This window comes from Streptomyces sp., from assembly GCF_035645055.1.
In the GTDB taxonomy this organism is placed as follows: Bacteria; Actinomycetota; Actinomycetes; order Streptomycetales; family Streptomycetaceae; genus Streptomyces.
Genome location: NZ_DASQNH010000033.1, coordinates 21,928 through 43,596 on the forward strand (window position 1 = coordinate 21,928; position 21,669 = coordinate 43,596).

Sequence of the window (21,669 nt, forward strand, 5' to 3'; positions counted from 1 at the left end):
CCAAGCGATAACTTGGGTGCCATGACGCTCGACGACCTTCGTGTGTTCGTGGCCGTGTGCCGTGCCGGGAACCTCAGTGCCGTCGCCCGCGATCTGGGGTGCACCCAGTCGGCGGTGAGCCAGCACGTCAGACGGCTGGAGCGGGAGACGGGCCTGAGCCTGCTGGAGCGGCGGCCGCGCGGGGTCGTGCCCACGGCCGCGGGCCGGGTGCTGGAGGCCGCCGCGGCGGAGGGCATCGCGGGGCTGGATCTGGCGCTGCGGCGGCTGCGCGACCTGGTCGGCGGGGAGACCGGCTCGGTGCGGGTGGCGACCGGGGCGACGACCGTACGGCACTTCATGGCGGAGGCCATCGTCGACTTCCGGCGCCGGCACCCCGGGGTCAGCCTGGAGTTCCGCACCGAGAGCTCCGGCCGCGCCTGCTTCGACGCCCTCACCGACAGCGACCTCGACCTCGCCTGGATCACCCTCGGCCCGCCGGTGCGCGGCATCGAGCAGCGCGCGGTCGCCGAACTCCCCTGGGTCCTCGCGGTCGGCGCGGACGACCCCCTCGCGGACCGGGCTGCGCTGTTCCCGGGCGACCTCGCGGACCTCCGCCTGATCCGGCTCCCGCCCAACTCCACCTCGGCGGCCCACCTGGACGCCGCCTGCGCCGAGCTGGGCGTCCGCTTCGGCTCGGACACCAGCGTCGCCGACTGGGACACGGCCCTGCTGCTGGCGGAACTGGGCCTGGGCCGGACGGTGGTGCCCGCGCTGCCGGGGCTGCGGGGCACCGCCCCCGACGCCGGTCTCCGGCTCGTCCCCATCCCGGACCTGCGCCCGCTCACGGTCGGCTGGGCGGTCCGCCACTGGGACGCGCTGACCCCGCCGGCCAGGGCGTTCGCGGACACGGTGGCAGCGCGCTGCGGGGAGGCGCTGCCGTAGGCCGACGGCCGCGGCCTGCCGGGCAGCATCGCCTTTCAGGGGCCGTACAGTGCCTCCACCTCGCGGGCGAAGTCCCGCAGGATCACCTCGCGCCGCAGCTTCATCGACGGGGTGAGGTGCCCGGCCTCCTCCGTGAAGTCCTGGGGGAGGACCGCGAACCGGCGGATGGACTCGGGGCGGGAGACGAGCCTGTTGGCCTCGTCGACCGCCCGCTGGAGGACCGCGCGCAGTTCCTCGTCGCCGGTGAGCAGTTCCGCGGGCACCGGGTGCTTGCCGTTCATCCGGCGCCAGTGGGTGACGCCCTCCATGTCGAGGGTGAGCAGCGCGGTCACGTACGGGCGGCGGTCGCCGACGACGACGCAGTGGGAGATCAGCGGGTGCTGCCGCAGCCAGTTCTCCAGCGGCGCCGGGGCGACGTTCTTGCCGCCGGCGGTGATCAGGATGTCCTTCTTGCGGCCGGTGATGGTCAGATAGCCCTCATCGTCGAGCCGCCCGAGGTCGCCGGTGGGGAGCCAGCCGTCGGCGGTGGCGGGGACGACTCCGCCCGCGTTCGGGTCCCAGTACCCGCGCAGCACCTGTCCGCCGAAGAGCAGTACCTCGCCGTCGGCGGCGATCCGCACCCGGGTGCCGGGCAGCGGCCAGCCGACGGTGCCGAGGCGGGGCTTGAGGGGTGGGGTGACGGTGGCGGCGCCGGTGGTCTCGGTCAGCCCGTAGCCCTCGTAGATCTCGATGCCGGCGCCGGCGTAGAACGCGGCGAGGTCGCGGCCGAGGGGGGAGCCGCCGCAGATGAGGTAGCGGAGCCGGCCGCCGAGCGCGCCCCGGATCCGCCGGTAGACCAGCGGGTCGTAGAGCGCGCGGGCCGCTTTCAGGGAGGCGCCGGGGCCTGGGCCGGTGCCGTGCCTGCGGGCCTCGACGGCTTCGCCGTACCGGCGGGCCACGCCCGCCGCGCGGTCGAACGAGCCCGCCTTGCCCCCGCGTTCGGCGGTGGCGCGCGCGCTGTGGAAGACCTTCTCCAGCATGTACGGGATGGCCAGCAGGAAGGTCGGGCGGAACGCGGCGAGGTCGGCGAGCAGGTCCTCCGCCTTGAGGCTGGGCGCGTGCCCGAGCCGTACCCGGGCGCGGACGCACGCGACGGCGACCATCCGGCCGAAGACGTGCGACAGCGGCAGGAACAGGAGGGTGGACGGCTCCTCGTCGGTGCGCGCCTTGAAGACGGGGTAGAGGAGTTCGATCGCGTTGTCGACCTCGGCGAGGAAGTTGCCGTGGGTGAGCGCGCAGCCCTTGGGGCGGCCGGTGGTGCCTGAGGTGTAGACGAGGGTGGCGAGCGTGTCGGGGCCCAGCATGCCGCGGCGTACCTCGACCTCCGCGTCGGGGACGGCCGCGCCTCGCTGGGCCAGCAGGTCCACGTGCCCCTGCCCGACGACCCACACGTGCCGCAGATCGGGCAGCCGCTCCCGCTCGGGCCCGATCGCGGCGGCCTGTCCGGCCGTCTCGGTGACGAGGGCGACGGCGCCCGAGTCCTGGAGGATCCAGCGGGTCTGGAAGACCGAGGAGGTCGGGTACACCGGCACGGTGACCAGGCCCGCGGCCCAGGCGGCGAAGTCGAGGAGGGTCCACTCGTACGACGTCCGCGCCATGACCGCGATCCGGTCGCCCGGGACGAGGCCTTCGGCGAGGAGTCCCTTCGCCACGGCGAGCACCTCGGCGGCGAATCCGGCGGCGGTCACCTCGGCCCACCGCCCGTCCGGAGCACGGCGGCTGAACACGGGCCGGGCGGGTTCCGCCGCCGCGTTCTCGAACGGCAGGTCCGCGAGCGAGCCGTGGGTGACGGGCGGCACCAGCGGCGGTACGGCCACCTCGCGCACCTCGCCGTCCAGTCGCCGTATCTCGGGTTCGACGAGTACGGGGCCGCCGTCCGGGTCGTAGTCGAGGGCCGAGGCGGACGAGGCGGGCGGCAACGGCTGGGACGAGTACGAGATGGGCATACGGCTCCTCCGGGCGGCTCATGGCGTTACCGCCGGTAGGACGGGGATCCTACGGCGCCCGCGTGAGGGGCCTGTGCGGGTTCCGGGGTGTTTCGGAGATCGTCCGGGGCCGGGTCTGTGCAGGATGCACACAGCTCGGGGATCTGGGCGCGGCAACGCCTTACCTACGGTAACCTTACTCAAGAGTAAGCACAGTGGACCCGCCCCAGGGAGCCCCCGCACATGCCCACACTCGCCGGTTCCCTCACCCGCGGCGCGCTGCTGTCCCCCTTCAAGCGCCCCCGCCCCGACGCCTCCTTCCCGCGCGCCCCGCTCACCCTCTCCCGGGTCCGGATCGACCTGGCCCGGCTCGCGGCGTACGAACGCGTCTGCGGCTTCCCGACCGGAGACGACGCGCTGCCGCCGACCTATCCGCACCTCCTGGGCTTCCCGCTGGCCATGCGGCTGATGAGCGCCCGCGGCTTCCCGCTGCCGCTGCTCGGCCTGGTCCACACCTCCTTCGACCTCACCCGGTACACCGCCCTGCCGGCCACCGGGGAGTACGGACTCACCGTCCGCGTCGAAGGCCTGGCACCGCACCGGCGGGGCACGGAGGCGGCCGTGCTGACCGTGCTGCGGGCGGGCGGGGACATCGTCTGGGAGTCCCGCAGCACCTATCTCGCCCGGCACCGCACCCGCCACACGGCGGCCGGTACGCCGCCCCCGCCCGAGGACGCCGCGCTGCCCGCGCTCGCCGAGTGGCGGCTCGGCGGCGACCTCGGCCGCCGGTACGCCGCGGCCTCCGGCGACCGCAACCCCATCCACCTGCACCCGCTCGCCGCCCGCCTCTTCGGCTTCCCCCGGCCGATCGCGCACGGCATGTGGAGCGTGGCCCGCTGCCTGGCCGCCCACGGCACACCCGAGGCGGTGCGGGTCCGGGCGAGGTTCCTGGCACCGGTCTCCCTGCCGGGGACGGTCGAATTCGCGGCGCGCGGCGGCCGGTTCGCGCTGCGCGGCGGCGGCCGGACCCACCTCACGGGAACAGTGGACACCCTCGGCACCACGTCGCGCTCACGCCGTCGGTGACCTCGGCGGGCTCACGCCCTCGGTGACACGGGCGGGTTCACGCCTTCGGCGACAGGGGGGCTCACGCCTTCGGCGACAGGGGCGGGTTCACGCCTTCCGCGACAGGGGGGCTCACGCCTTCGGCGACAGGGGCGGGTTCACGCCTTCCGCGACAGGGGGCTCACGCCTTCGCGACACGGGCGGGCTCACGCCCTCGGCGGTGACCAGACCCGCCCCTCCAGCAGGCCGCCCAGCCCCGCCCACGCGAAGTTCATCAGCGTCGCCGCCGCCTGCCGGGCGGTGACACCGGGGGTGACGTTGGCCCACGCGGCCAGCGACTCCGCGGCGCCCACCAGGGATTCGGCGAGCCCGGCGATGTCCCGCTCGGCATGCGCCCCGGGGGCGGCCTCGGCGATCAGCCGGGTCACGAACGCCACCGCCTCCGCCCGCATCGCGGTGACCTCGGCGGCGAACGCGTCCCCGTGGGTGCGGGCCTGGACGTGCAGGACGGACCAGCCGTCGGGGTGGTCCGCGGTGTGCGTGAAGAACGCCAGCAGCCCGTCCCACAGTTGGCGGTCGGGCGGCAGCGCCGGGTCGATACCGGCCCGGACGGCCCCGATCAGCGCCCGCGCCTCACGGCGGACACAGGCGCTGAACAGCTCGTCCTTGGAGTTCAGATACAGATACACCAACGGCTTGGAGACACCCGCGAGTTCCGCGATGTCGTCCATGGAGGCCGCCATGTACCCGCGCCGCCCGAAGATCTCCACGGCGGCGTCCAGCATCTGCTGCTCACGGACCGCACGCGGCATCCGCTTGGTCTTCACGGAACCCATGCGGACAGCGTACGGTCCGTGCCGCCGCGTTACTGAACACTCGGTCAGGCCGTGGCCTTGACCGCCCGGGACCCATCGGCCACGACCGGCCCGTCGAGCGGCTCGTCGACCGGCGAGGCGCCGCCCACCGAGTCGTAGGCCGTACGGTCCAGCAGACCCTCACGGGCGGAGACGATGACCGGAACCAGCGCCTGCCCGGCCACGTTGGTGGCGGTGCGCATCATGTCCAGGATCGGGTCGATGGCGAGCAGCAGACCCACGCCCTCCATGGGCAGACCCAGCGTGGACAGGGTGAGGGTCAGCATGACCGTGGCACCGGTGAGGCCGGCGGTGGCGGCCGAGCCGACCACGGAGACGAACGCGATCAGCAGGTAGTCGCCGACGCCCAGCTGGATGTCGAAGATCTGCGCGACGAAGATCGCGGCGATCGCCGGGTAGATCGCGGCGCAGCCGTCCATCTTCGTGGTCGCCCCGAACGGCACCGCGAACGACGCGTACTCCTTCGGCACGCCCAGCCGCTCGGTGACCTTCTGCGTCAGCGGCATGGTGCCGACCGAGGAGCGGGAGACGAAGGCCAGCTGGATCGCGGGCCAGGCGCCCTTGAAGAACTGGACCGGGCTGGCCTTGGCGACGGTCGCGAGCAGCGCCGGGTAGACGCCGAAGAGGACCAGGGCGCAGCCGATGTAGATGTCGGCGGTGAAGGTGGCGTACTTGCCGATCAGGTTCCAGCCGTAGGTGGCGATGGCGTGGCCGATGAGGCCGACGGTGCCGAGCGGGGCGAGCCGGATGACCCACCACAGGGCCTTCTGGAGCAGCTCCAGGACGGACTCGCTCAGGGTGAGGATCGGCTGGGCCTTCTCGCCGAGCTGGAGGGCGGCGATACCGGCGACGGCGGCCATGAAGACGATCTGGAGCACGTTCAGCTCGGTGAACGGCGTGATGACGTCGGTCGGGACGATGCCGGTCAGGAAGTCGATCCAGGAACCGGTCTTCTCGGGCAGCTCACCGTCCTTGGGGGTCAGCCCGGTACCGGCGCCGGGGTTGGTGACCAGGCCGATGGCGAGACCGATGGCCACCGCGATCAGCGACGTGATCATGAACCAGAGGAGGGTACGGCCGGCCAGCCGGGCCGCGTTGTTGACCTTCCGCAGGTTGGTGATCGAGACGAGGATCGCGAAGAAGACGAGCGGGGCGACGGCGAGCTTCAGCAGCCCGACGAAGATGTCACCGACCTTCTCCAGGGTGGTGACCAGCCAGGACACGTCCTGGCTGCGGGCTATCCAGCCGAGCGCGACGCCCAGGGCGAGGCCGGCGAGTATCTGGGCCCAGAAGGGCACCTTGAAAGACTTCGTGTTCGCGGACACGGATGCTCCGTTGGAGACGCGTAGGGATACGTGACGGGACGAGCGGAGGGGCGGGCGGCGTCAGCGGGGACAGATCCCGGAGGCACACCGGCCGAGGTCCACGTGCAGGCGCGCCACGAGCACGAGGCTCGGGGCCCAGGGGGACGCGGCTGCTGTCTTCACACCGGAGACGTTAACACTTGAACTTTGGGAGGCCCAAAGCCTTTCTTTGAGAGGTGTACAGCGCTCGCCACTCACAGAATGCAAAAAGCCCCGGTTTCCGAGGGGTTCGGAGACCGGGGCGTTCTGACGGTGTGACGCGTCTTACGACGTCTGGCCCTGCGCCCGGGCCGCGTCGTCGACGCGGTCCTCCTGGCTGCGGTTCGCCTCGTAGCCGGCCTTCATCCGGTCGACCTTGCGCACGATCTGCTCGGACGCCCGGTCCCGCTCGCCGCGCAGCGCCACGAAGCTGATCGGCGCGGAGATCACCAGAGAGAGCAGGACGACCCACAGGCCGTTGGAGGCGCCCAGACCGCGCGGGGCGATGCCCGAGTAGACGAGGCCCCAGACGACCAGCAGGCAGCCCGCGAAGATGCCGAGGCGCATCAGCGTGTATCGGAGCATCTCAATCCACTCTTTCGACTACGAACAGGACCGCCGTCCAGTGAAGCACGACGACGCCCCGATCTTGCAGCCGGGGCTCAGCTCAGCGGCAGCAGCATGATCACGTCGTCCCGGTCGTCGCCCGGGGCCACCCGGATCGCGGCGGGGACCCGGCCGACCTCCTTGTAGCCGCAGGAGCCGTAGAACCGCTCCAGGCCCAGCCCGCCCCGGCAGGTCAGCCGGATCGCCTCGACCCCGTCGAAGCCGCGGGCCGCGCCCTCGGCGGCGGCGAGCAGATCACGGCCGTACCCCTTGCCCTGGTGCCGGGGATGCACCATGACCGTGTAGAGCCACACCCAGTGGGTCATCAGCCGGTGGGTGTTGAAGTGGAAGAAGGCGGTGGCGGCGACCGCGCCCTCCTCGTCGTGCCCGACGAGCAGCCGGGCCCGGCCCTCCGCCATCGCCGCGAAGTGCTTCACGAGTTCCGGCCGGACCGCCTCGCGGTGCACCGGCGGCACGAAGCCCACGGCTCCGCCCGCGTTGGAGACGTCGGTCCACAGGTCGAGGATGCCGTCACGCAGGTCGGGAGTGACGGCGGGGTCGAGCGTGAAGGTAAGGGCCATGCCTCGATGTTACCTATTACGCCAACGCTCGCGCCGCCACTTTCAGATCCGCCACGAGCCCCTCGTACGCCCCCTCGCGGTCGTCCGCCCGCAGCACCGACGAAGGGTGCACGGTCGGCACCAGCCGCTCCGCGTGCCCGTGGATCTCCCGCTCCAGCAACGTCCCGCGCACCTCGCCCACCCGGAACGACGACCCCAGCAGCGCCTTGCCCGCGGTCGCCCCCAGCACCACGATCAGCTCCGGCTCCACCAGCGCCAGCTCGGCCGCGAGCCACGGCCCGCAGGCGGTCATCTCCCGCAGGCCCGGCGCCTTGTGGATCCGCCGCTTGCGCGGCTCGGCCCGGGTGAACTTGAAGTGCTTCACCGCGTTGGTGACGTAGGCCTCACCGGGGTCGATCCCGGCTTCGGCGAGGGCCCGGTCGAGCAGCTGCCCCGCGGGGCCGATGAAGGGCCGTCCCTTCCGGTCCTCCTGGTCCCCGGGCTGCTCCCCGACGAGCATGACCCGGGCGTCCGCGCTCCCCGCGCCGAACACGGTCTGGGTGGCGTCGCGGTGCAGGGGACATCCGCGGCAGCCGGCGGCGGCCTCCCGCAGCGCATCGATGTCCCGGACCGCCTCGGGAACAAAGGGCGCAGCCGTGTACTGCTCCTCGGGAGCCGTGTTCACGCCGGCCCGAGTACCCACCTGAGGGGCGCGGGGAACTGCGCGAACGCCCCCCGCGATCCGCACCCGTGCGACGGCCTCAGACCCGCATCGGCTGAGGCGACTCCCGCCGCCCCGCCTCCGGGCCCTCGAACTCCCGGATGATCTCGTACCGGGTGTTCCGCTCCACCGGCCGGAACCCCGCGTCCCGGATCAGATCCAGCAGATCGTCCCGGGTCAGCTTGTTCGGCGTCCCGTAGTTGTCCGCGTCGTGCGTGATCTTGTACTCGACGACCGATCCGTCCATGTCGTCCGCCCCGTGCTGAAGCGCCAGCTGGGCCGTCTGCACCCCGTGCATCACCCAGAACACCTTGACGTGCGGCACGTTGTCGAACAGCAGCCGCGACACAGCGAACGTCTTCAGCGCCTCGGCCGGCGTCGCCATGGTGGTCCGCGCCTGGAGCCGGTTGCGGATCTTCCCGTCCTGCATGTCGACGAAATCGTGCTGGTAGCGCAGTGGGATGAAGACCTGGAAACCGCCGGTCTCGTCCTGGAGTTCGCGCAGCCGCAGCACGTGGTCGACCCGGTGCCGGGGCTCCTCGATATGGCCGTAGAGCATGGTGCACGGGGTCTTCAGCCCCTTCTCGTGCGCCAGCCGGTGGATCCGGGACCAGTCCTCCCAGTGGGTGCGGTGGTCCACGATGTGCCGGCGGACCTCCCAGTCGAAGATCTCGGCGCCGCCGCCGGTCAGCGACTCGAGGCCGGCGTCGATCAGCTCGTCGAGGATCTCGCTCGCGCCGAGCCCTGAGATGGTCTCGAAGTGGTGGATCTCCGTCGCCGTGAACGCCTTCAGCGAGACGTTCGGCAGCGCCGCCTTCAGCTCCCGCAGCGAGCGCGGGTAGTACCGCCACGGCAGATTGGGGTGCAGCCCGTTGACGATGTGCAGCTCGGTGAGGTTCTCCGCCTCCATCGCCTTGGCGAGCTTGACGGCCTCCTCGATGCGCATCGTGTACGCGTCCTTCTCCCCCGGCTTGCGCTGGAAGGAGCAGTACGCGCAGGAGGCCGTACAGACGTTGGTCATGTTCAGGTGCCGGTTGACGTTGAAGTGGACGACATCGCCGTTCTTCCGCGTCCGCACCTCGTGCGCGAGTCCGCCGAGCCAGGCCAGGTCGTCCGACTCGTACAGCGCGATGCCGTCCTCGCGGGACAGCCGCTCACCGGAGCGGACCTTCTCCTCCAGCTCGCGCTTGAGCCCGACGTCCATGGTGATCCCTTCGATCGACAGACTGCGTGAAAACCGTACGCCTGTGCCTACGCCTCTTCCGGCAGCTCCCCCACCCGGTTCTCCCACTTCGTGGAGAGCACGATGGTGGTACGGGTCCGCGAGACGCCCTTGGTCCCGGACAGCCGCCGGATGATCTTCTCCAGCCCGTCCACGTCGGTCGCCCGCACCTTGAGCATGAACGAGTCGTCACCGGCGATGAACCAGCAGTCCTCGATCTCCGGCAGGTCCTTCAGCCGGCGCGCCACGTCCTCGTGGTCGGCGGCGTCGGAGAGCGAGATGCCGATCAGGGCGATCACACCGAGACCGAGCGAGGCGGCGTCCACGGTGGCGCGGTAGCCGGTGATGACACCGGCCGCCTCCAGCCGGTTGATGCGGTCGGTGACGCTGGGCCCCGACAGGCCGACGAGGCGTCCCAGCTCCGCGTAGGAGGCCCGGCCGTTCTCCCGAAGGGCCTGGATGAGCTGCCTGTCCACCGCGTCCATGCGATTCGAAGCCTTCCGCTGAAGAAATCTGAGAAATGTGCGTGTGGGGGTCAGTCGTCACGGGAGCCGCCGCCGAGTTCCCCCTCCCAGCGGCGGTAGAGCGTGTGGGGGACACCGGCCGCGTCGAGGACCCGGCCCGCGACGAAGTCGACCAGGTCCTGGATGTGCGTCGCGCCCGCGTAGAAGGCGGGCGAGGCGGGGACCACGGTCGCGCCGGCGTCGTCCAGGGCGACCAGGTGCCGCAGCGTCTGCCCGTTCAGCGGCGCTTCCCGGACGGCGACGACCAGGCGCCGCCGCTCCTTGAGCACCACGCTCGCCGCCCGCTGCAACAGGTCCTTGGAGAGCCCGAGGGCGACCCCGGCCACACAGGCCGTCGACGCGGGCACGATCAGCATCCCCTTGGCCGGATACGACCCGGAGGACGGCCCGGCGGCCAGATCCCCGGCGTTCCAGTACCGCACCGGGTCCACATCCACCTGGAAGGTGTCCGGTTTCCCGTCCGCTCCCCGGGCCAGCCATTCCCGCAGGTCGTCCCGCCAGTGCGCGTCCCGGAAGGAGATCCCCGTCTCGTCGAGCAGCGTGAGCCGGGACGCCCGGCTGACGACCAGGTCGACCGCTTCGCCCGCCACCAGCAGCGCCCGCAGCACGGCGGCCGCGTATGGCGTCCCGGATGCTCCGGACACCCCCACGATCCAAGGCGCGCGCTGCGTTTCTCCTGCGTTCACATCTTGAGCGTACCGGTGCGGCCGCCGGGGCTCAGGACGGGTGGGGGTAGGCGGCCGCAGCGGGCTGACGGGCGTCGGCCGGGCCGGGGTGCCGGCCCGACGGACCCGGGGCCCCGCGCGGGCGGTGAGCGAGTCGGCGGTGAACGGGCTCATGGGAATCGCCCTCGGGCCAGCCCCGCGGCAGCGGGGACAGAGCCCGGGCAGGGCGGACTCCGGCGCCGGTCCGGCCGGACCGGCAGCCCCGCCCTCACCCGAACGGGCTAAACCGTGAGGCCCCGCACCAGCAGGTCCAGCAGGGAGAACACGAAGAGCGAGATCCCGATGAACCCGTTCGTCGAGAAGAACGCCCGGTTCAGGCGGGACAGGTCGTGGGGACGGACGATGCGGTGTTCGTAGACGAAGGCGGCCGCGACGATGAGCAGGCCCAGCCAGAAGAACCCGCCCGCGCCGGTGGCCAGCGCGTACCAGACGAACAGCCCCGTGGTGACGGCGTGGCACGCCCGTGCGCCCCAGATCGCCGCCGGGATGCCGAAGCGGGCCGGGACCGAGCGGACGCCGATCTCGCGGTCGGTCTCGACGTCCTGGCAGGCGTAGATCAGGTCGAAGCCGCCGATCCAGATGCCGACCGCCAGGCCGAGGACGACCGCGTCCCAGGACCACTCGCCGGTGATCGCCAGCCAGCCGCCGATCGGGCCCATCGCCTGGGCGAGGCCGAGGATGGCCTGCGGGAAGTTCGTGAACCGCTTGCCGTAGGGGTAGACGACCATAGGAACGACCGCCACCGGCGCCAGGGCCAGGCAGAGCGGGTTCAGCAGGGCCGCCGAGCCCAGGAAGATCACCACGGCGATCAGGGCGCCGATCCAGGCGTGCTTGACGGACATCGCGCCGGTGACCAGTTCCCGCTGGGCCGTACGCGGGTTCCGGGCGTCGATCTCGCGGTCGATGATCCGGTTGACGGCCATGGCGAAGGTGCGCAGGCCGACCATGCAGACGGTGACCAGCGCCAGCTTGCCCCAGTGGATGTTCTTGTCCAGCTGGAACATCGCGGTGAGGGAGGCGATGTAGGCGAAGGGGAGGGCGAAGACCGAGTGCTCGATCATCACCAGGCGCAGGAAGGCCCTGGTCCGGCCCGGCTGGGGGACCGCCGCGGAAGCGGTACCGCTGGTCACAGCCCGTACTCCTTCCAGCGCCGCGTCACCCGTTCGGCCGTCTGCGGATCGGACTCCACCATGTCCGGCCAGCCGCCGTCGCGGGTGTAGCCCTCCTCCGGCCACTTCTTGGTGGCGTCGATGCCCGCCTTGCCGCCCCAGAACTGCTGGTAGGAGGCGTGGTCGAGGTGGTCGACGGGGCCTTCGACGACGGTCAGGTCGCGGGCGTAGTCCGTGTTGCCGAGGGCCCGCCAGGCGACCTCGTGCAGGTCGTGGACGTCGCAGTCGGAGTCCACGACGACGATCAGCTTGGTCAGGGACATCATGTGCGCGCCCCAGATGGCGTGCATGACCTTCTGCGCGTGCTTGGGGTACTTCTTGTCGATCGAGACGATCGCGCAGTTGTGGAAACCGCCCGCCTCGGGCAGGTGGTAGTCCACGATGTCCGGGACGATGATCTTGAGGAGCGGGAGGAAGAAGCGCTCCGTGGCACGGCCCAGCGGGCCGTCCTCCGTCGGGGGACGCCCGACGACGATCGACTGGAGCAGCGGGCGCTTGCGCATCGTCACGCAGTCGATCTTCAGCGCGGGGAACGGCTCCTGCGGGGTGTAGAAGCCGGTGTGGTCGCCGAAGGGGCCTTCCGGCAGCATCTCGCCGGGCTCCAGCCAGCCCTCCAGGACGACCTCCGCCTGCGCCGGCACCTGGAGCGGGACCGTCTTGCAGTCGACCATCTCGATCCGCTTGCCCGCGACGAACCCGGCGAAGAGGTACTCGTCGATGTCGCCGGGGAGCGGGGCGGTGGAGGCGTACGTCACGGCGGGCGGGCAGCCGAAGGCGATGGCGACCGGCAGGCGCTCGCCGCGCCGCGCCGCGACCTGGTAGTGGTTGCGGCTGTCCTTGTGGATCTGCCAGTGCATGCCGATGGTGCGCCGGTCGTGGCGCTGGAGCCGGTACAGGCCGAGGTTGCGGATCCCGGTCTCGGGGTCCTTGGTGTGGGTCAGGCCGAGGTTGAAGAAGGACCCGCCGTCCTTGGGCCAGGTGAAGAGGGCGGGCAGCCGGTCGAGGTCGACGTCGTCGCCGTGCAGGACGACCTCGTGCACGGGCGCGCCGTCGGACTTCACCTTCTTCGGCGGTACGTGCGTCATCGCGCCGAGCTTGCCGAACGCCTCGCGGACGCCGACGAACCCGTGCGGCAGCTCGGGCCTCAGCAGTCCGCCGATCTTGTCGCTGATCTCGCCGTACGACGTCAGGCCGAGCGCCTTCAGCAGGCGCCGGTCGGTTCCGAAGACGTTCATGGCGAGGGGCATCGACGACCCCTTGACGTTTTCGAAGAGCAGTGCGGGACCGCCGGCCTTGTTCACCCGGTCGACGATCTCCCCGACCTCCAGATGGGGGTCGACCTCCACCTTGATGCGCTTCAGGTCTCCCTCGCGCTCCAGTGCCCTGAGCAGGGAGCGAAGATCGTCGTAAGCCATGGGGTCAAGTATCCCCGAGGGGCTACCCTGGCCCCGTCACGGGGGCCGCATGCGCGGTTCCCGACCGCCGTACCACTGGGGGTGCACCGATGCTCCGGGTTCTGATGTTCGTCGTGCCACTGGCGCTGAGCGTGTACGCGTTCATCGACTGCATCAGCACGGACGAGCAGGACATCCGCCATATGCCGAAGCCGCTGTGGGCGATCCTCGTCCTGCTGTTCCCGCTGGTCGGCTCGATCTCCTGGCTGATCGCGGGCAAGAAGCGGGCGCTCGCCGCCGACGGCTGGTCGGGGGTGCGGGCCGGTGGCCGCTCCCGGCAGTGGGTGGCCCCGGACGACAATCCGGAGTTCCTGAAGTCCCTGGACCAGGACGACCCCGACGAGGACAAGAAGAAGCGGGACGAGCCCTGACGTGGAGCTGCGGCTGCTGGTGACCTTCGAGAAGGTCGCGACCGTCCTGAGCTTCACGCAGGCCGCCGCCGAGCTGAGGTACGCCCAGTCCAGTGTGACCGGTCAGGTCCGCGCCCTGGAGTCGTCGCTGGGCGTGGAGCTGTTCGACCGGCTGGGAAGCCGGATCCGGCTGACGGAGGCGGGTGAGCGGCTGCTGCCGTACGCCCGGCAGATCCTGGAGCTGACCGAGGAGGCGAAGGCGGCGGTCGCGGGCGCCGAGGAGCCGTCGGGCGCGCTGGTGGTCGGGACCATGGAGTCGCTGACGAACCACCGGCTGCCCCCGCTGCTGGAGTTCTTCCACCACCGCTATCCGAAGGTCCGGCTGTCGCTGCGTACGACGATCGGCGACGAGACCCGGCAGGCCCTCCGGCAGGGCACCTACGACCTGGGTTTCCTGATGGAACGGGAGACCGCGCATCCGGGTCTGGAGACGGAGGTGCTGACGGTGGAGCCGCTGGCCCTGGTCGCCGCGCCGGGCCATCCCCTCGCGGGCAGCCCGGTCTCCACCGCCGGCCTCACCGCCCAGTCGCTCCTCGCCACCGAGCCCGGCTGCGCCTACCGCGATCTGTTCGAGCGGGAGCTGACCTCGCTGGCTCCCGTGTCGTTCATGGAGTTCGGCACGATCGAGGCGACCAAGCGGGCGGCGGCGGCCGGTCTCGGGGTCTGTCTGCTGCCCGAGATCACGGTCGCCGCCGAACTCGCCGAGGGGGTGCTGGTACGGCTGGACTGGGAGCCGCCGTTCACGCTTCGGACGCAGCTGGCGTGGCGGTCCGGGAAGCGGCTTCCGGCGCACGCCCGGCTGTTTTTGGAGCAGGCGCGGCAGCTGGTGTCCGAGCAAGGGTGACCTTCAGGCTCGCGGCCACGATCAGCGGCACGCCCAGCGCCTGCACGAGGCCGATGTGGTGGCCGTACACCGCCCAGTCCATGACCATGGCGACCGCCGGGTAGACGAAGGCCAGTACGGCGATCTTGGCGGTGGGCAGCTGGGCGTAGGCGGCGTACATCAGCACGTACATCAGCCCGGTGTGGATGACGCCGAGCCCGGCCAGCCAGCCCCAGTCGGCGCCGGTGCCGCTCATCGCTGCGAAGTTCGCGAACGGCAGCAGCAGGGGGATGCCGACGAGGACCTGGACGAGGGCGATCAGGTGCGGGCGGACGCCGGTGATGCGCTTGGTGACCAGGGTGGACAGGCCGTAGAGGAGCGCGGCGAGCAGGGCCTGGCCGATGCCGAGGAGGTAGCCGCCGCCGCTGGAGAAGTCGCCGGGGGTGACGCCGGAGACGAGGATCAGTCCGGCGAAGGCGAGGGCGATCCAGCCGACCTTGGCGGCGGTGAGCCGTTCGCGGAAGAACAGGGCGCCGAGCAGCACCACGTAGAACGGCTGGGTGTGGTAGACGACGGTCGCCACGGATATGGACGTGCTCTCGTACGACTGGAAGAGGAACACCCAGTTGAAGACGATGAACACGCCGCCGAGGACGGCGAGTCCGAGGGTGCGCGGGGTGAAGCCGTGGTCGCGGAGCCAGCCGCGGGCGAGGACGTAGCCGCCTAGGGCGAGGGCGCCGAACAGGACGCGGAAGAAGACGACGTTGAAGGGCGAGGCGCCGGATTCGACCACGAAGACGCCGAGGGTCCCGGAGAGCACCATGGCGGCGGTGAGCTGGGCCGTGCCCCTGTTCTGTGAGGTCATGGCTCGACGCTAGAAGCGGGCATCGGTGCTGGTCCACGCGCCGGTGGGGCGTCCTGCCGATGGGCCCATCGGCCCCGGCGATGACCTCAGGTCGCGGCCGTCTCGGCGCGCAGGACCAGTTCCAGCAGCCCCGGGAAGCGGGCCTCGAACTCGGCCCGCCGCAGCCGGTTGACCCGGCGCGGTCCCTCGTCGCGCTGCTCGACGAGCCCGGCACCGCGCAGCACGGCGAAGTGGTGGCTGAGGGCGGCCTTGCCGACGGGCACGTCGAAGCTGCCGCAGGCCCGGCTCCACTCGGGCGAGCCGGCCAGTTCCCGGACCAGGGTGATGCGGACGGGATCGGCGAGCGCGGCGAGCGCGGTGAGGACCGGCACGTCGTCGGGGTGGGTGTGCTCGGGGGCGGCCCGATGACCGGTGGGGTTGCGCTGCGCCACGCCGTGTCTCCCGTCTCCCTGCCGTCTCCCTTGCGGAGTGTTCGATCAGAACCATACACTCGGCGACTGTTCGCTTTTGATTGAACAGTCTGTCGGCGGGAGTGTGCCCATGCGTGCGGTCGAGTTCCAGGAGTACGGCGGTCCTGACGTCCTCAAGGCGGTGGAGACCGGCACGCCCGAGCCCGGCCCGGGGCAGGTGAGCATCGAGGTGGCGTACGCCGGGGTGAACTTCGCCGACCTCAAGGCCCGCGCGGAGGGCTACCGGGTGCCGAGCCTGCCCTACGTCCCCGGCCTGGAGGTCTCCGGCCGCGTCCGGGCCGTCGGCACGGGAGTCGACGGCCTGTCCGCCGGCCAGGAGGTGACCGCGCTGACGCGGGGCGGCGGCTACGCCGAGGTCGCGGTGGCCGAGGCGGCGGCCGTCTTCCCGCTCCCCGACGGCATCGGTCTGCGCACCGCCGCCACCCTCCCGACGGTGCTGCCGACGGCGTACGCGCTCGTCCACACCGTCGGGCGGCTCCAGCCCGGCGAGACCCTGCTGGTGCAGGGCGCGGCGGGCGGAATCGGCACGGCGGTGGGCCAGTTCGCGCGGGCGGCGGGCGCGGGCGCCGTCCACGGCGTGGTGTCGTCGGCGGAGAAGGCCGCGTACGCGCGGCGGCACGGCTACGACGAGGTGTTCGTCGGCGACTTCGCGGCGGCCGTACGGGCGGCGACCGGCGGGCGGGGCGTGGACCTGGCCCTCGACCCCGTGGGCGGGGAGACCCTGAACGCCTCCCTCGCCTCCCTCGCGCCCTTCGGACGGCTCGTCTCCTTCGGCAACGCGAGCGGCGCCGCGCCCTGGGCGGTGGGGCAGGCCGACCTCGCCGGTACCGGCCTGACCGTCTCCGGTTTCTCGGTCCTCAGCCTCGCCGCCACCGCCCCGGCCGCACTGCGCGCCCTCGCCGGAAAGGCGTTCGCCGCCGTGGCCGACCGGACGGTGTCCTTGCCGGTCACGGCGGAGTTCCCGCTGGAGCGGGCGGCCGAGGCGCACCGGCTGATGGGCAGCCGGTCCAGCACGGGCAAGCTGCTGCTGCGGGTCAGCGCCGGCTGAGCCCGCCCCCACCGCGGTCCAGCGCCGCGCGGCCCGGCCCGCCGCCGGACCCCGTCCGCCACACCTGGGGCGCAGCGACCATGACCGTCCCTCCCGGCACAACCCCAGCGCCGCGGTGCGTGGCGGTGACCGGGGCGTTACCGACCGTCGAACGGCCTTCGAACGCCGTCCGGCCCGGGCGCCGTTCGGGGAAGGATGAGGGCATGGAACCCCTGGACCCGGACACCGCGCGCGCCTGGCTCGCCACCGCCGTCGCCGAGGCCCGTGCCGGTCTCGCCGAGGGCGGCATCCCCATCGGCGCCGCGCTCTACGGCCCCGACGGCGCCCTCCTCGGACGGGGCCGCAACCGCCGTGTCCAGGACGGCGATCCCGCGACGCACGCGGAGACGGCCGCCTTCCGGGCGGCGGGGCGGCAGCGGTCGTACCGGGGCACGACCATGGTCACCACCCTCTCCCCGTGCTGGTACTGCTCCGGGCTGGTCCGTCAGTTCGGCATCTCCCGGGTCGTCGTCGGCGAGGCCGTCACCTTCCGGGGCGGCCACGACTGGCTGGCCGCGCACGGGGTGGAGATCGTGCTGCTGGACGATCCGGGGTGTGTGGCGCTGATGAGGGCTTTCGTGGCGGAGCGTCCGGAGCTGTGGAACGAGGACGTCGGGGAGTGAGCCCCCGCCCCCGACCACCGGTGGCCGGCCTCCCGCCGAATTCGTGACCCAACGGACACCACGCGACCTGGTCCGAATCAACTCCCTCTCCTTAACCTGAAGTTGGGGACCGCGTCGAACGGGGGAGGTGCGGTGGCGCACAGACGGTTGCACGGGCGCGGGGCACTGTTCGGGACGGATCCGGCCGGTCTCGTGCCGCGGCTGGTGGGGTTACGTCCGCACCAGCACCGCGCGGTGCCCGTGGAGCACCCGCGCGAGGTGCCGTTCGTCGTGCTCACCGGCGCCCGCGGGCTCGGCAAGAGCGCCGTACTGGAGGAGTTGCAGGAGGCCTACCGGGGGCACACGCCCGTCGCGCTGGTCGACTGCGCCGCCGTGGAGTTCGCGGCACCGCCCTCGGGGCGGCCCGCCGAGGCGTGGTCACCGCTCGGGCAGGCGCTGCTCGTCATCGCCGAGCAGCTGGCCGCGCCGGTCACCGGGGCCGGGCGGATCCAGTTCCCGCGGCTGATGTCGGGGCTGGTCGCGGTCGCGGCCGGCGGCTGGGGCGACGCCGACTCGGAGCGGATCCGGCGCGAGGTGGAGCGGATCCTGCTGCTGAACGAGAGCGGATCGTGGCTGTCGGGGATCGCCGGGCGGTGGGCCGGGCGGGTCGCCGCGAACGTGGTGACGGCCGTGTCCGGGACCGGGCAGCTGCTGACCGCCGCCATCGAGGCCACCCTCGACTCGCTGTCCGAGGGGTTCGGCAACCGGCGGCACCAGCGGGCCTCCGTCTGGTACCGGGACTATCCCAACGCGGGCGGGCACGCCCGGCGCGGACTCATGCTGCTCTCCGGCCACTTCCGGGCCGGCGGCACCTCCCGGCAGCACGCCGAGCGCTATCTCGTACGGGCCCTGCTCGCCGACCTCACCGACGCCTACGCCGGGGTGCTGCCCCGCATGCAGCGCATCGGGCGCCCGCTGATCCTCGTCGACAACGCGCAGAGCCCGCCCGGTCCCGGGCTCGTCGACGCCGTGCTGCGCGACCGCGCCGAGGACATCGCCGACCGGGTGGTGTTCGTCGCCGGGCTGCGCGGCACCGGCGAGTTCCTGCGCAGCGCCGTCCGGCGGGAGCTGTCCGAGCTGGCGCGGCGCACCGACTGGACCCCGGACGCGGGGGCGCCGTCCTCGCGGGCGCTGCTGGTGTCGCTGCCGCCGCTCAGCCCGGACGACACCCTCCACATCGTGGGCGCCGCGTGCGGCGAGCTGCCCGTGCCGCCCCAGCTGCCGCATGCCGCGCACCGGCTGACCGGCGGCAATCCGCTCGGCATCACCGTCCTCGCCGAGGCCGCCGCCCAGCGGCTGCCCGAGGCGGCCTCGCCGGCCGCGTTGCTGACCGGCGAGGTACGGCTCACCCGGGACCAGCCCGGCGTGCCCGCCTACCGGGAGCTCCTCGACCGGCTCGTCCCCGCCGACCGGCTCGGTGAACTCACCGTCCTCGCCGCCGCGCACGACTACGACTCCGCCTGCGCCCTCGCCGACGCGCTGCTCCCGGACGACTTCGGGCCCGCGGACGTACGGGCCCTGCAGACCCGGCTCGCGGAGGAGGGGCTGCCGGTGACCGCCGGGCAGTTCGTCGGGGATCCGTTCGTGCGGACGCTGCTGCTGCTCCGGCTGCACCACCTGGACGCCGACCACACCCGCTGGCGGCGGGCCCACGAGACGCTGATCCGGCACTACGCGCCCGAACGGGACGACGCCGTACGGGCCGGTTACCGGCTGCACCACCAGCTCGCCCTCGGCGCCGACGCCTCCGCCATCGGCCATCTCCGGGGCGCCTTCCCCGCCCTGGACACGCGCACCTGGCTGGCCACCCTCCGCTTCGTCGCCTCCGCGCCCTACTTCCACGCCCACGACGACCGGGGCCGCGACTTCACCGGGCAGGGCGACCGGCGCGCGGCGGTCGCGCTCGGCCGGACCGACGCGGAGCACCCGGTGCCGGCCGGGGCGGACCCGGCGTTGCATCTGCGGGTGCGGCGGCTGCTGCACGCGGTGTGGCAGCTGTCCGACCCGCTGGTGCTGCCGGACGCCACGGTGTGCGACCGGCTGCGGTTCGAGCTGGAGCAGCTGTCCAATCTGCGGCCCGCGGGCAACGCGCTGCTGTGGCGGGCCTCCCGGGAGTGGCCCGAGGACGCCCTCGCCGGACGGCCGCTGCGGCTGCCGGAGGACGACGACGACCGAAACGCTGGGGGTGCGTGATGCGACGCGGATTCCGGGTCCGGCTGCGGGAGGACGTCTGGGAGATCCCGCTGCGCCGGTATCTGGCCCTGCTGCTGTCCGCCGCTCTGGTGGCCGGACTGGTGCTCGCCGTCCGCACGGTCACCCGCGAGGACCGGTCCTGCGCCCCCGGTGTCGTACGCCTGGAGGGCAGTGACGAGTGCGTGGGCGTGTCGACGACGGCGTACGACTTCGGGCAGCCTCGGCTGCGGGAGCTGCTGGCGGCGATCGACCGGGAGAACCGTTCCCTCAAGGAGGGGAGCTATGTCACCGTCGCCCTCCTGGAGCCGTTCACCGCGACCGACCGCGACACCGTCAACCACGTCCTCCACCAGCTCCAGGGCACCTATCTGGCGCAGTACCAGGCCAACCACTCCGCCAACGGGCAGACCCCGGCGATCCGGCTGGCGCTGGCCAACCTCGGGGCGGGCGGGCAGCACTGGGAGCACACCGTCGGCCGGCTGGCGGAGCTGGCGAAGGGGCCGGAGCGGCTGCGCGCGGTGACCGGCGTCGGGCAGAGCACCGAGAACACCAAGAACGCCGTCCGGGAACTGACCCGGCGCGGCATCCCCGTGATCGGGTCCTCCATCACCGCCGACGACCTCGCCAACGGGCAGAACGGCACCGATCCGTTCCCCGGCCTCGCCCGGGTCGCCCCCACCAACACCGACGAGGCCCGCGCGCTCGCCTCCTTCGCCAAGGTCACGGCGGGGCGGGCCCTGCTGGTCTACGACAAGCCGGGCGACCCGTACACGCGCACCCTCCAGGAGTCGTTCTCCCGGCTCATCGAGGGCTCGCCGTACGAGCCGCAGCCGTTCACCCCGCCCGCCGACCGCAGCCGGGAGGGCACCACCGCCAACACCTTCCGGCAGATCACCCACCTGGTGTGCGACACCTCCCGGGCGACCGACACCATCCTCTTCGCCGGACGGCACACCCAGTTGCGGCAGTTCGTCAACGCCCTCGGCGGACGCGGCTGCCAGGACCGGAGGTTCACCGTCCTCACCGGCGACGAGGGCTCCTACCTCACCGGCGACCACGACCTCGACCGCGACGCCCTGCGCAACCTCTCCGTGCGCTACACCGCCCTCGCCCACCCGGACGCCTTCACGAAGGACCCGGTGCCCAGTGGCGGCTCGGCGGCCGACACCGCGGCGCTGAACGGCCTGCTGGCGAGCGGCAGGGGCGAGCCCGTCGGGCCGATCGGCCCGGTCTCCCTGGAGGACGGCCAGCTGATCATCGCCTACGACGCGATGCGGCTCGCCGTCCACGGCATCCGCGAGGCCACTCCGGACGGCCGGACGGACCCGCCGCTGACGGATGTGGGACTCCAGTGGCCGCAGGTGAAGGGCTCCCTGCGGGTGAACGGGGCCAGCGGGTGGATCTGCCTGGACGTGCACGGCAACCCGTACGACAAGGCCGTGCCGATCGTCGAGCTGACCCCGCGGGGGCGGGCGCGGTTCGTGCAGATCGCCTGGCCGGAGGGGAAGCCGCCGGGGAAGGAGTGCCTGCCCCCGTCGTAATCACGAGGACGACGGGAGGATTCCGATCAGGCGCTCGAAGCGGGTCCGCCAGCCGGACTCCGACTCCCCCTCCCCCTCGAACTCGTGCGTGAACCGGAGCACACTCGCCCCCTCGCCGTCCCGCTCCAGATGGAAGCGGATCCGGCCCGCGCCCTCCACCGTGTACTCCGCGACCCGGTCCACGTCCCAGGCGGTGACCCTGCCGGACCCCAGGTCACGCAGAGTGACCGCACCACCGAGCCGGGGCTCCAGCTCGTCGGCCGGGGTGAACCAGGCCGCCAGCCCCTCCGGGGTGGAGAACGCGGACCAGACCGCCTCCATGGCCCCCCGGAGCCGCACCGTGAAGTGCAGGATGTGCGTGTTCCCGTGGGTCTGGCTGGTGCCCTGCTCGATCGATCCGGCCTGCGCTCCGGTCTTCGGTCCGGTCTTCGGTCCGGTCTTTCCGGTCATGACACCAGCGTGACCCCTG

Annotated in this window: 22 protein-coding genes; 8 read left to right on the top strand and 14 right to left on the bottom strand. The window is 72.4% G+C overall.

The window, feature by feature from the left end; translation table 11 throughout:
• Positions 1–21: 21 nt before the first annotated feature.
• Complete coding sequence (locus VE614_RS10905; protein ID WP_324935174.1) at positions 22–921, top strand: LysR family transcriptional regulator; 900 nt, start codon at positions 22–24, stop codon at positions 919–921.
• A gap of 35 nt (positions 922–956) precedes the next feature.
• Here VE614_RS10905 and VE614_RS10910 read toward each other — a convergent pair whose 3' ends face one another.
• Positions 957–2,906 (bottom strand): AMP-dependent synthetase/ligase, encoded by a 1,950-nt coding sequence (locus VE614_RS10910; protein ID WP_324935176.1) that lies wholly within the window; start codon positions 2,904–2,906, stop codon positions 957–959.
• Between the two features lie 222 nt (positions 2,907–3,128).
• On the opposite strand from VE614_RS10910, the gene VE614_RS10915 reads away from it, so the two are divergent.
• Complete coding sequence (locus VE614_RS10915) at positions 3,129–3,971, top strand: MaoC/PaaZ C-terminal domain-containing protein (RefSeq protein WP_324935178.1); 843 nt, start codon at positions 3,129–3,131, stop codon at positions 3,969–3,971.
• A gap of 185 nt (positions 3,972–4,156) precedes the next feature.
• On the opposite strand, the gene VE614_RS10920 is transcribed toward VE614_RS10915, so the two are convergent.
• The 10 genes from VE614_RS10920 to VE614_RS10965 all read right to left on the bottom strand — a co-directional run bounded on the left by VE614_RS10920 (position 4,157) and on the right by VE614_RS10965 (position 13,110).
• On the bottom strand, positions 4,157–4,786 hold the full coding sequence (locus tag VE614_RS10920; protein WP_324935180.1) for a TetR/AcrR family transcriptional regulator: 630 nt from the start codon (positions 4,784–4,786) through the stop codon (positions 4,157–4,159).
• Between the two features lie 44 nt (positions 4,787–4,830).
• On the bottom strand, positions 4,831–6,150 hold the full coding sequence (locus VE614_RS10925; protein WP_324935183.1) for a dicarboxylate/amino acid:cation symporter: 1,320 nt from the start codon (positions 6,148–6,150) through the stop codon (positions 4,831–4,833).
• A gap of 303 nt (positions 6,151–6,453) precedes the next feature.
• On the bottom strand, positions 6,454–6,753 hold the full coding sequence (locus VE614_RS10930) for a DUF4229 domain-containing protein (RefSeq protein WP_324935185.1): 300 nt from the start codon (positions 6,751–6,753) through the stop codon (positions 6,454–6,456).
• Between the two features lie 77 nt (positions 6,754–6,830).
• A complete protein-coding gene (locus VE614_RS10935; RefSeq protein WP_324935187.1) occupies positions 6,831–7,355 on the bottom strand; it encodes a GNAT family N-acetyltransferase in 525 nt (174 codons plus the stop codon).
• Positions 7,356–7,371: 16 nt separating this feature from the next.
• Positions 7,372–8,019 carry a UdgX family uracil-DNA binding protein gene (locus VE614_RS10940; protein ID WP_324935189.1) on the bottom strand — a complete coding sequence of 216 codons (648 nt, stop codon included), beginning with the start codon at positions 8,017–8,019 and terminating at the stop codon, positions 7,372–7,374.
• Positions 8,020–8,095: 76 nt separating this feature from the next.
• Positions 8,096–9,259: an aminofutalosine synthase MqnE gene (gene mqnE / locus VE614_RS10945; protein WP_324935191.1), complete on the bottom strand. Its 1,164-nt coding sequence runs from the start codon at positions 9,257–9,259 to the stop codon at positions 8,096–8,098.
• A gap of 47 nt (positions 9,260–9,306) precedes the next feature.
• Positions 9,307–9,762: an Lrp/AsnC family transcriptional regulator gene (locus VE614_RS10950; protein WP_324935193.1), complete on the bottom strand. Its 456-nt coding sequence runs from the start codon at positions 9,760–9,762 to the stop codon at positions 9,307–9,309.
• 50 nt (positions 9,763–9,812) lie between these two features.
• A complete protein-coding gene (locus tag VE614_RS10955) occupies positions 9,813–10,487 on the bottom strand; it encodes a UbiX family flavin prenyltransferase (protein WP_324935196.1) in 675 nt (224 codons plus the stop codon).
• Between the two features lie 260 nt (positions 10,488–10,747).
• The gene (gene mqnP, locus VE614_RS10960) at positions 10,748–11,656 is read right to left on the bottom strand and encodes a menaquinone biosynthesis prenyltransferase MqnP (protein ID WP_324935198.1); all 909 of its coding nucleotides are present in this window, start codon (positions 11,654–11,656) and stop codon (positions 10,748–10,750) included.
• Positions 11,653–13,110, bottom strand: a complete 1,458-nt coding sequence (locus tag VE614_RS10965) for a menaquinone biosynthesis decarboxylase (RefSeq protein WP_324935200.1) — start codon at positions 13,108–13,110, stop codon at positions 11,653–11,655. Before VE614_RS10965 ends, mqnP begins: the two co-directional genes overlap by 4 nt.
• An 89-nt stretch (positions 13,111–13,199) precedes the next feature.
• Between VE614_RS10965 and VE614_RS10970 the strand changes: the two genes are divergently transcribed.
• Complete coding sequence (locus VE614_RS10970) at positions 13,200–13,520, top strand: PLD nuclease N-terminal domain-containing protein (RefSeq protein ID WP_324935202.1); 321 nt, start codon at positions 13,200–13,202, stop codon at positions 13,518–13,520.
• Between the two features lies 1 nt (position 13,521).
• Positions 13,522–14,403, top strand: coding sequence for a LysR family transcriptional regulator (locus VE614_RS10975; RefSeq protein ID WP_324935204.1), 882 nt, complete (start codon positions 13,522–13,524; stop codon positions 14,401–14,403).
• On the opposite strand, the gene VE614_RS10980 is transcribed toward VE614_RS10975, so the two are convergent.
• Together VE614_RS10980 and VE614_RS10985 are read right to left on the bottom strand one after the other, a co-directional pair.
• The gene (locus tag VE614_RS10980; protein WP_324935206.1) at positions 14,300–15,247 is read right to left on the bottom strand and encodes a DMT family transporter; all 948 of its coding nucleotides are present in this window, start codon (positions 15,245–15,247) and stop codon (positions 14,300–14,302) included. The genes VE614_RS10975 and VE614_RS10980 overlap by 104 nt on opposite strands.
• Positions 15,248–15,333: 86 nt before the next feature.
• Complete coding sequence (locus VE614_RS10985; RefSeq protein ID WP_324935208.1) at positions 15,334–15,678, bottom strand: transcriptional regulator; 345 nt, start codon at positions 15,676–15,678, stop codon at positions 15,334–15,336.
• 109 nt (positions 15,679–15,787) lie between these two features.
• Between VE614_RS10985 and VE614_RS10990 the strand changes: the two genes are divergently transcribed.
• The 4 genes from VE614_RS10990 to VE614_RS11005 all read left to right on the top strand — a co-directional run bounded on the left by VE614_RS10990 (position 15,788) and on the right by VE614_RS11005 (position 21,200).
• Complete coding sequence (locus VE614_RS10990) at positions 15,788–16,765, top strand: quinone oxidoreductase family protein (RefSeq protein WP_324935210.1); 978 nt, start codon at positions 15,788–15,790, stop codon at positions 16,763–16,765.
• A 203-nt stretch (positions 16,766–16,968) separates the two neighbouring features.
• The gene (locus VE614_RS10995) at positions 16,969–17,427 is read left to right on the top strand and encodes a nucleoside deaminase (protein WP_324935212.1); all 459 of its coding nucleotides are present in this window, start codon (positions 16,969–16,971) and stop codon (positions 17,425–17,427) included.
• Between the two features lie 132 nt (positions 17,428–17,559).
• Positions 17,560–19,659 (top strand): hypothetical protein, encoded by a 2,100-nt coding sequence (locus VE614_RS11000; protein ID WP_324935214.1) that lies wholly within the window; start codon positions 17,560–17,562, stop codon positions 19,657–19,659.
• Positions 19,659–21,200: a hypothetical protein gene (locus VE614_RS11005; protein ID WP_324935216.1), complete on the top strand. Its 1,542-nt coding sequence runs from the start codon at positions 19,659–19,661 to the stop codon at positions 21,198–21,200. The genes VE614_RS11000 and VE614_RS11005 overlap by 1 nt, the downstream gene beginning before the upstream one ends.
• On the opposite strand, the gene VE614_RS11010 is transcribed toward VE614_RS11005, so the two are convergent.
• A complete protein-coding gene (locus VE614_RS11010; RefSeq protein WP_324935218.1) occupies positions 21,201–21,650 on the bottom strand; it encodes an SRPBCC domain-containing protein in 450 nt (149 codons plus the stop codon).
• Positions 21,651–21,669: the final 19 nt, after the last annotated feature.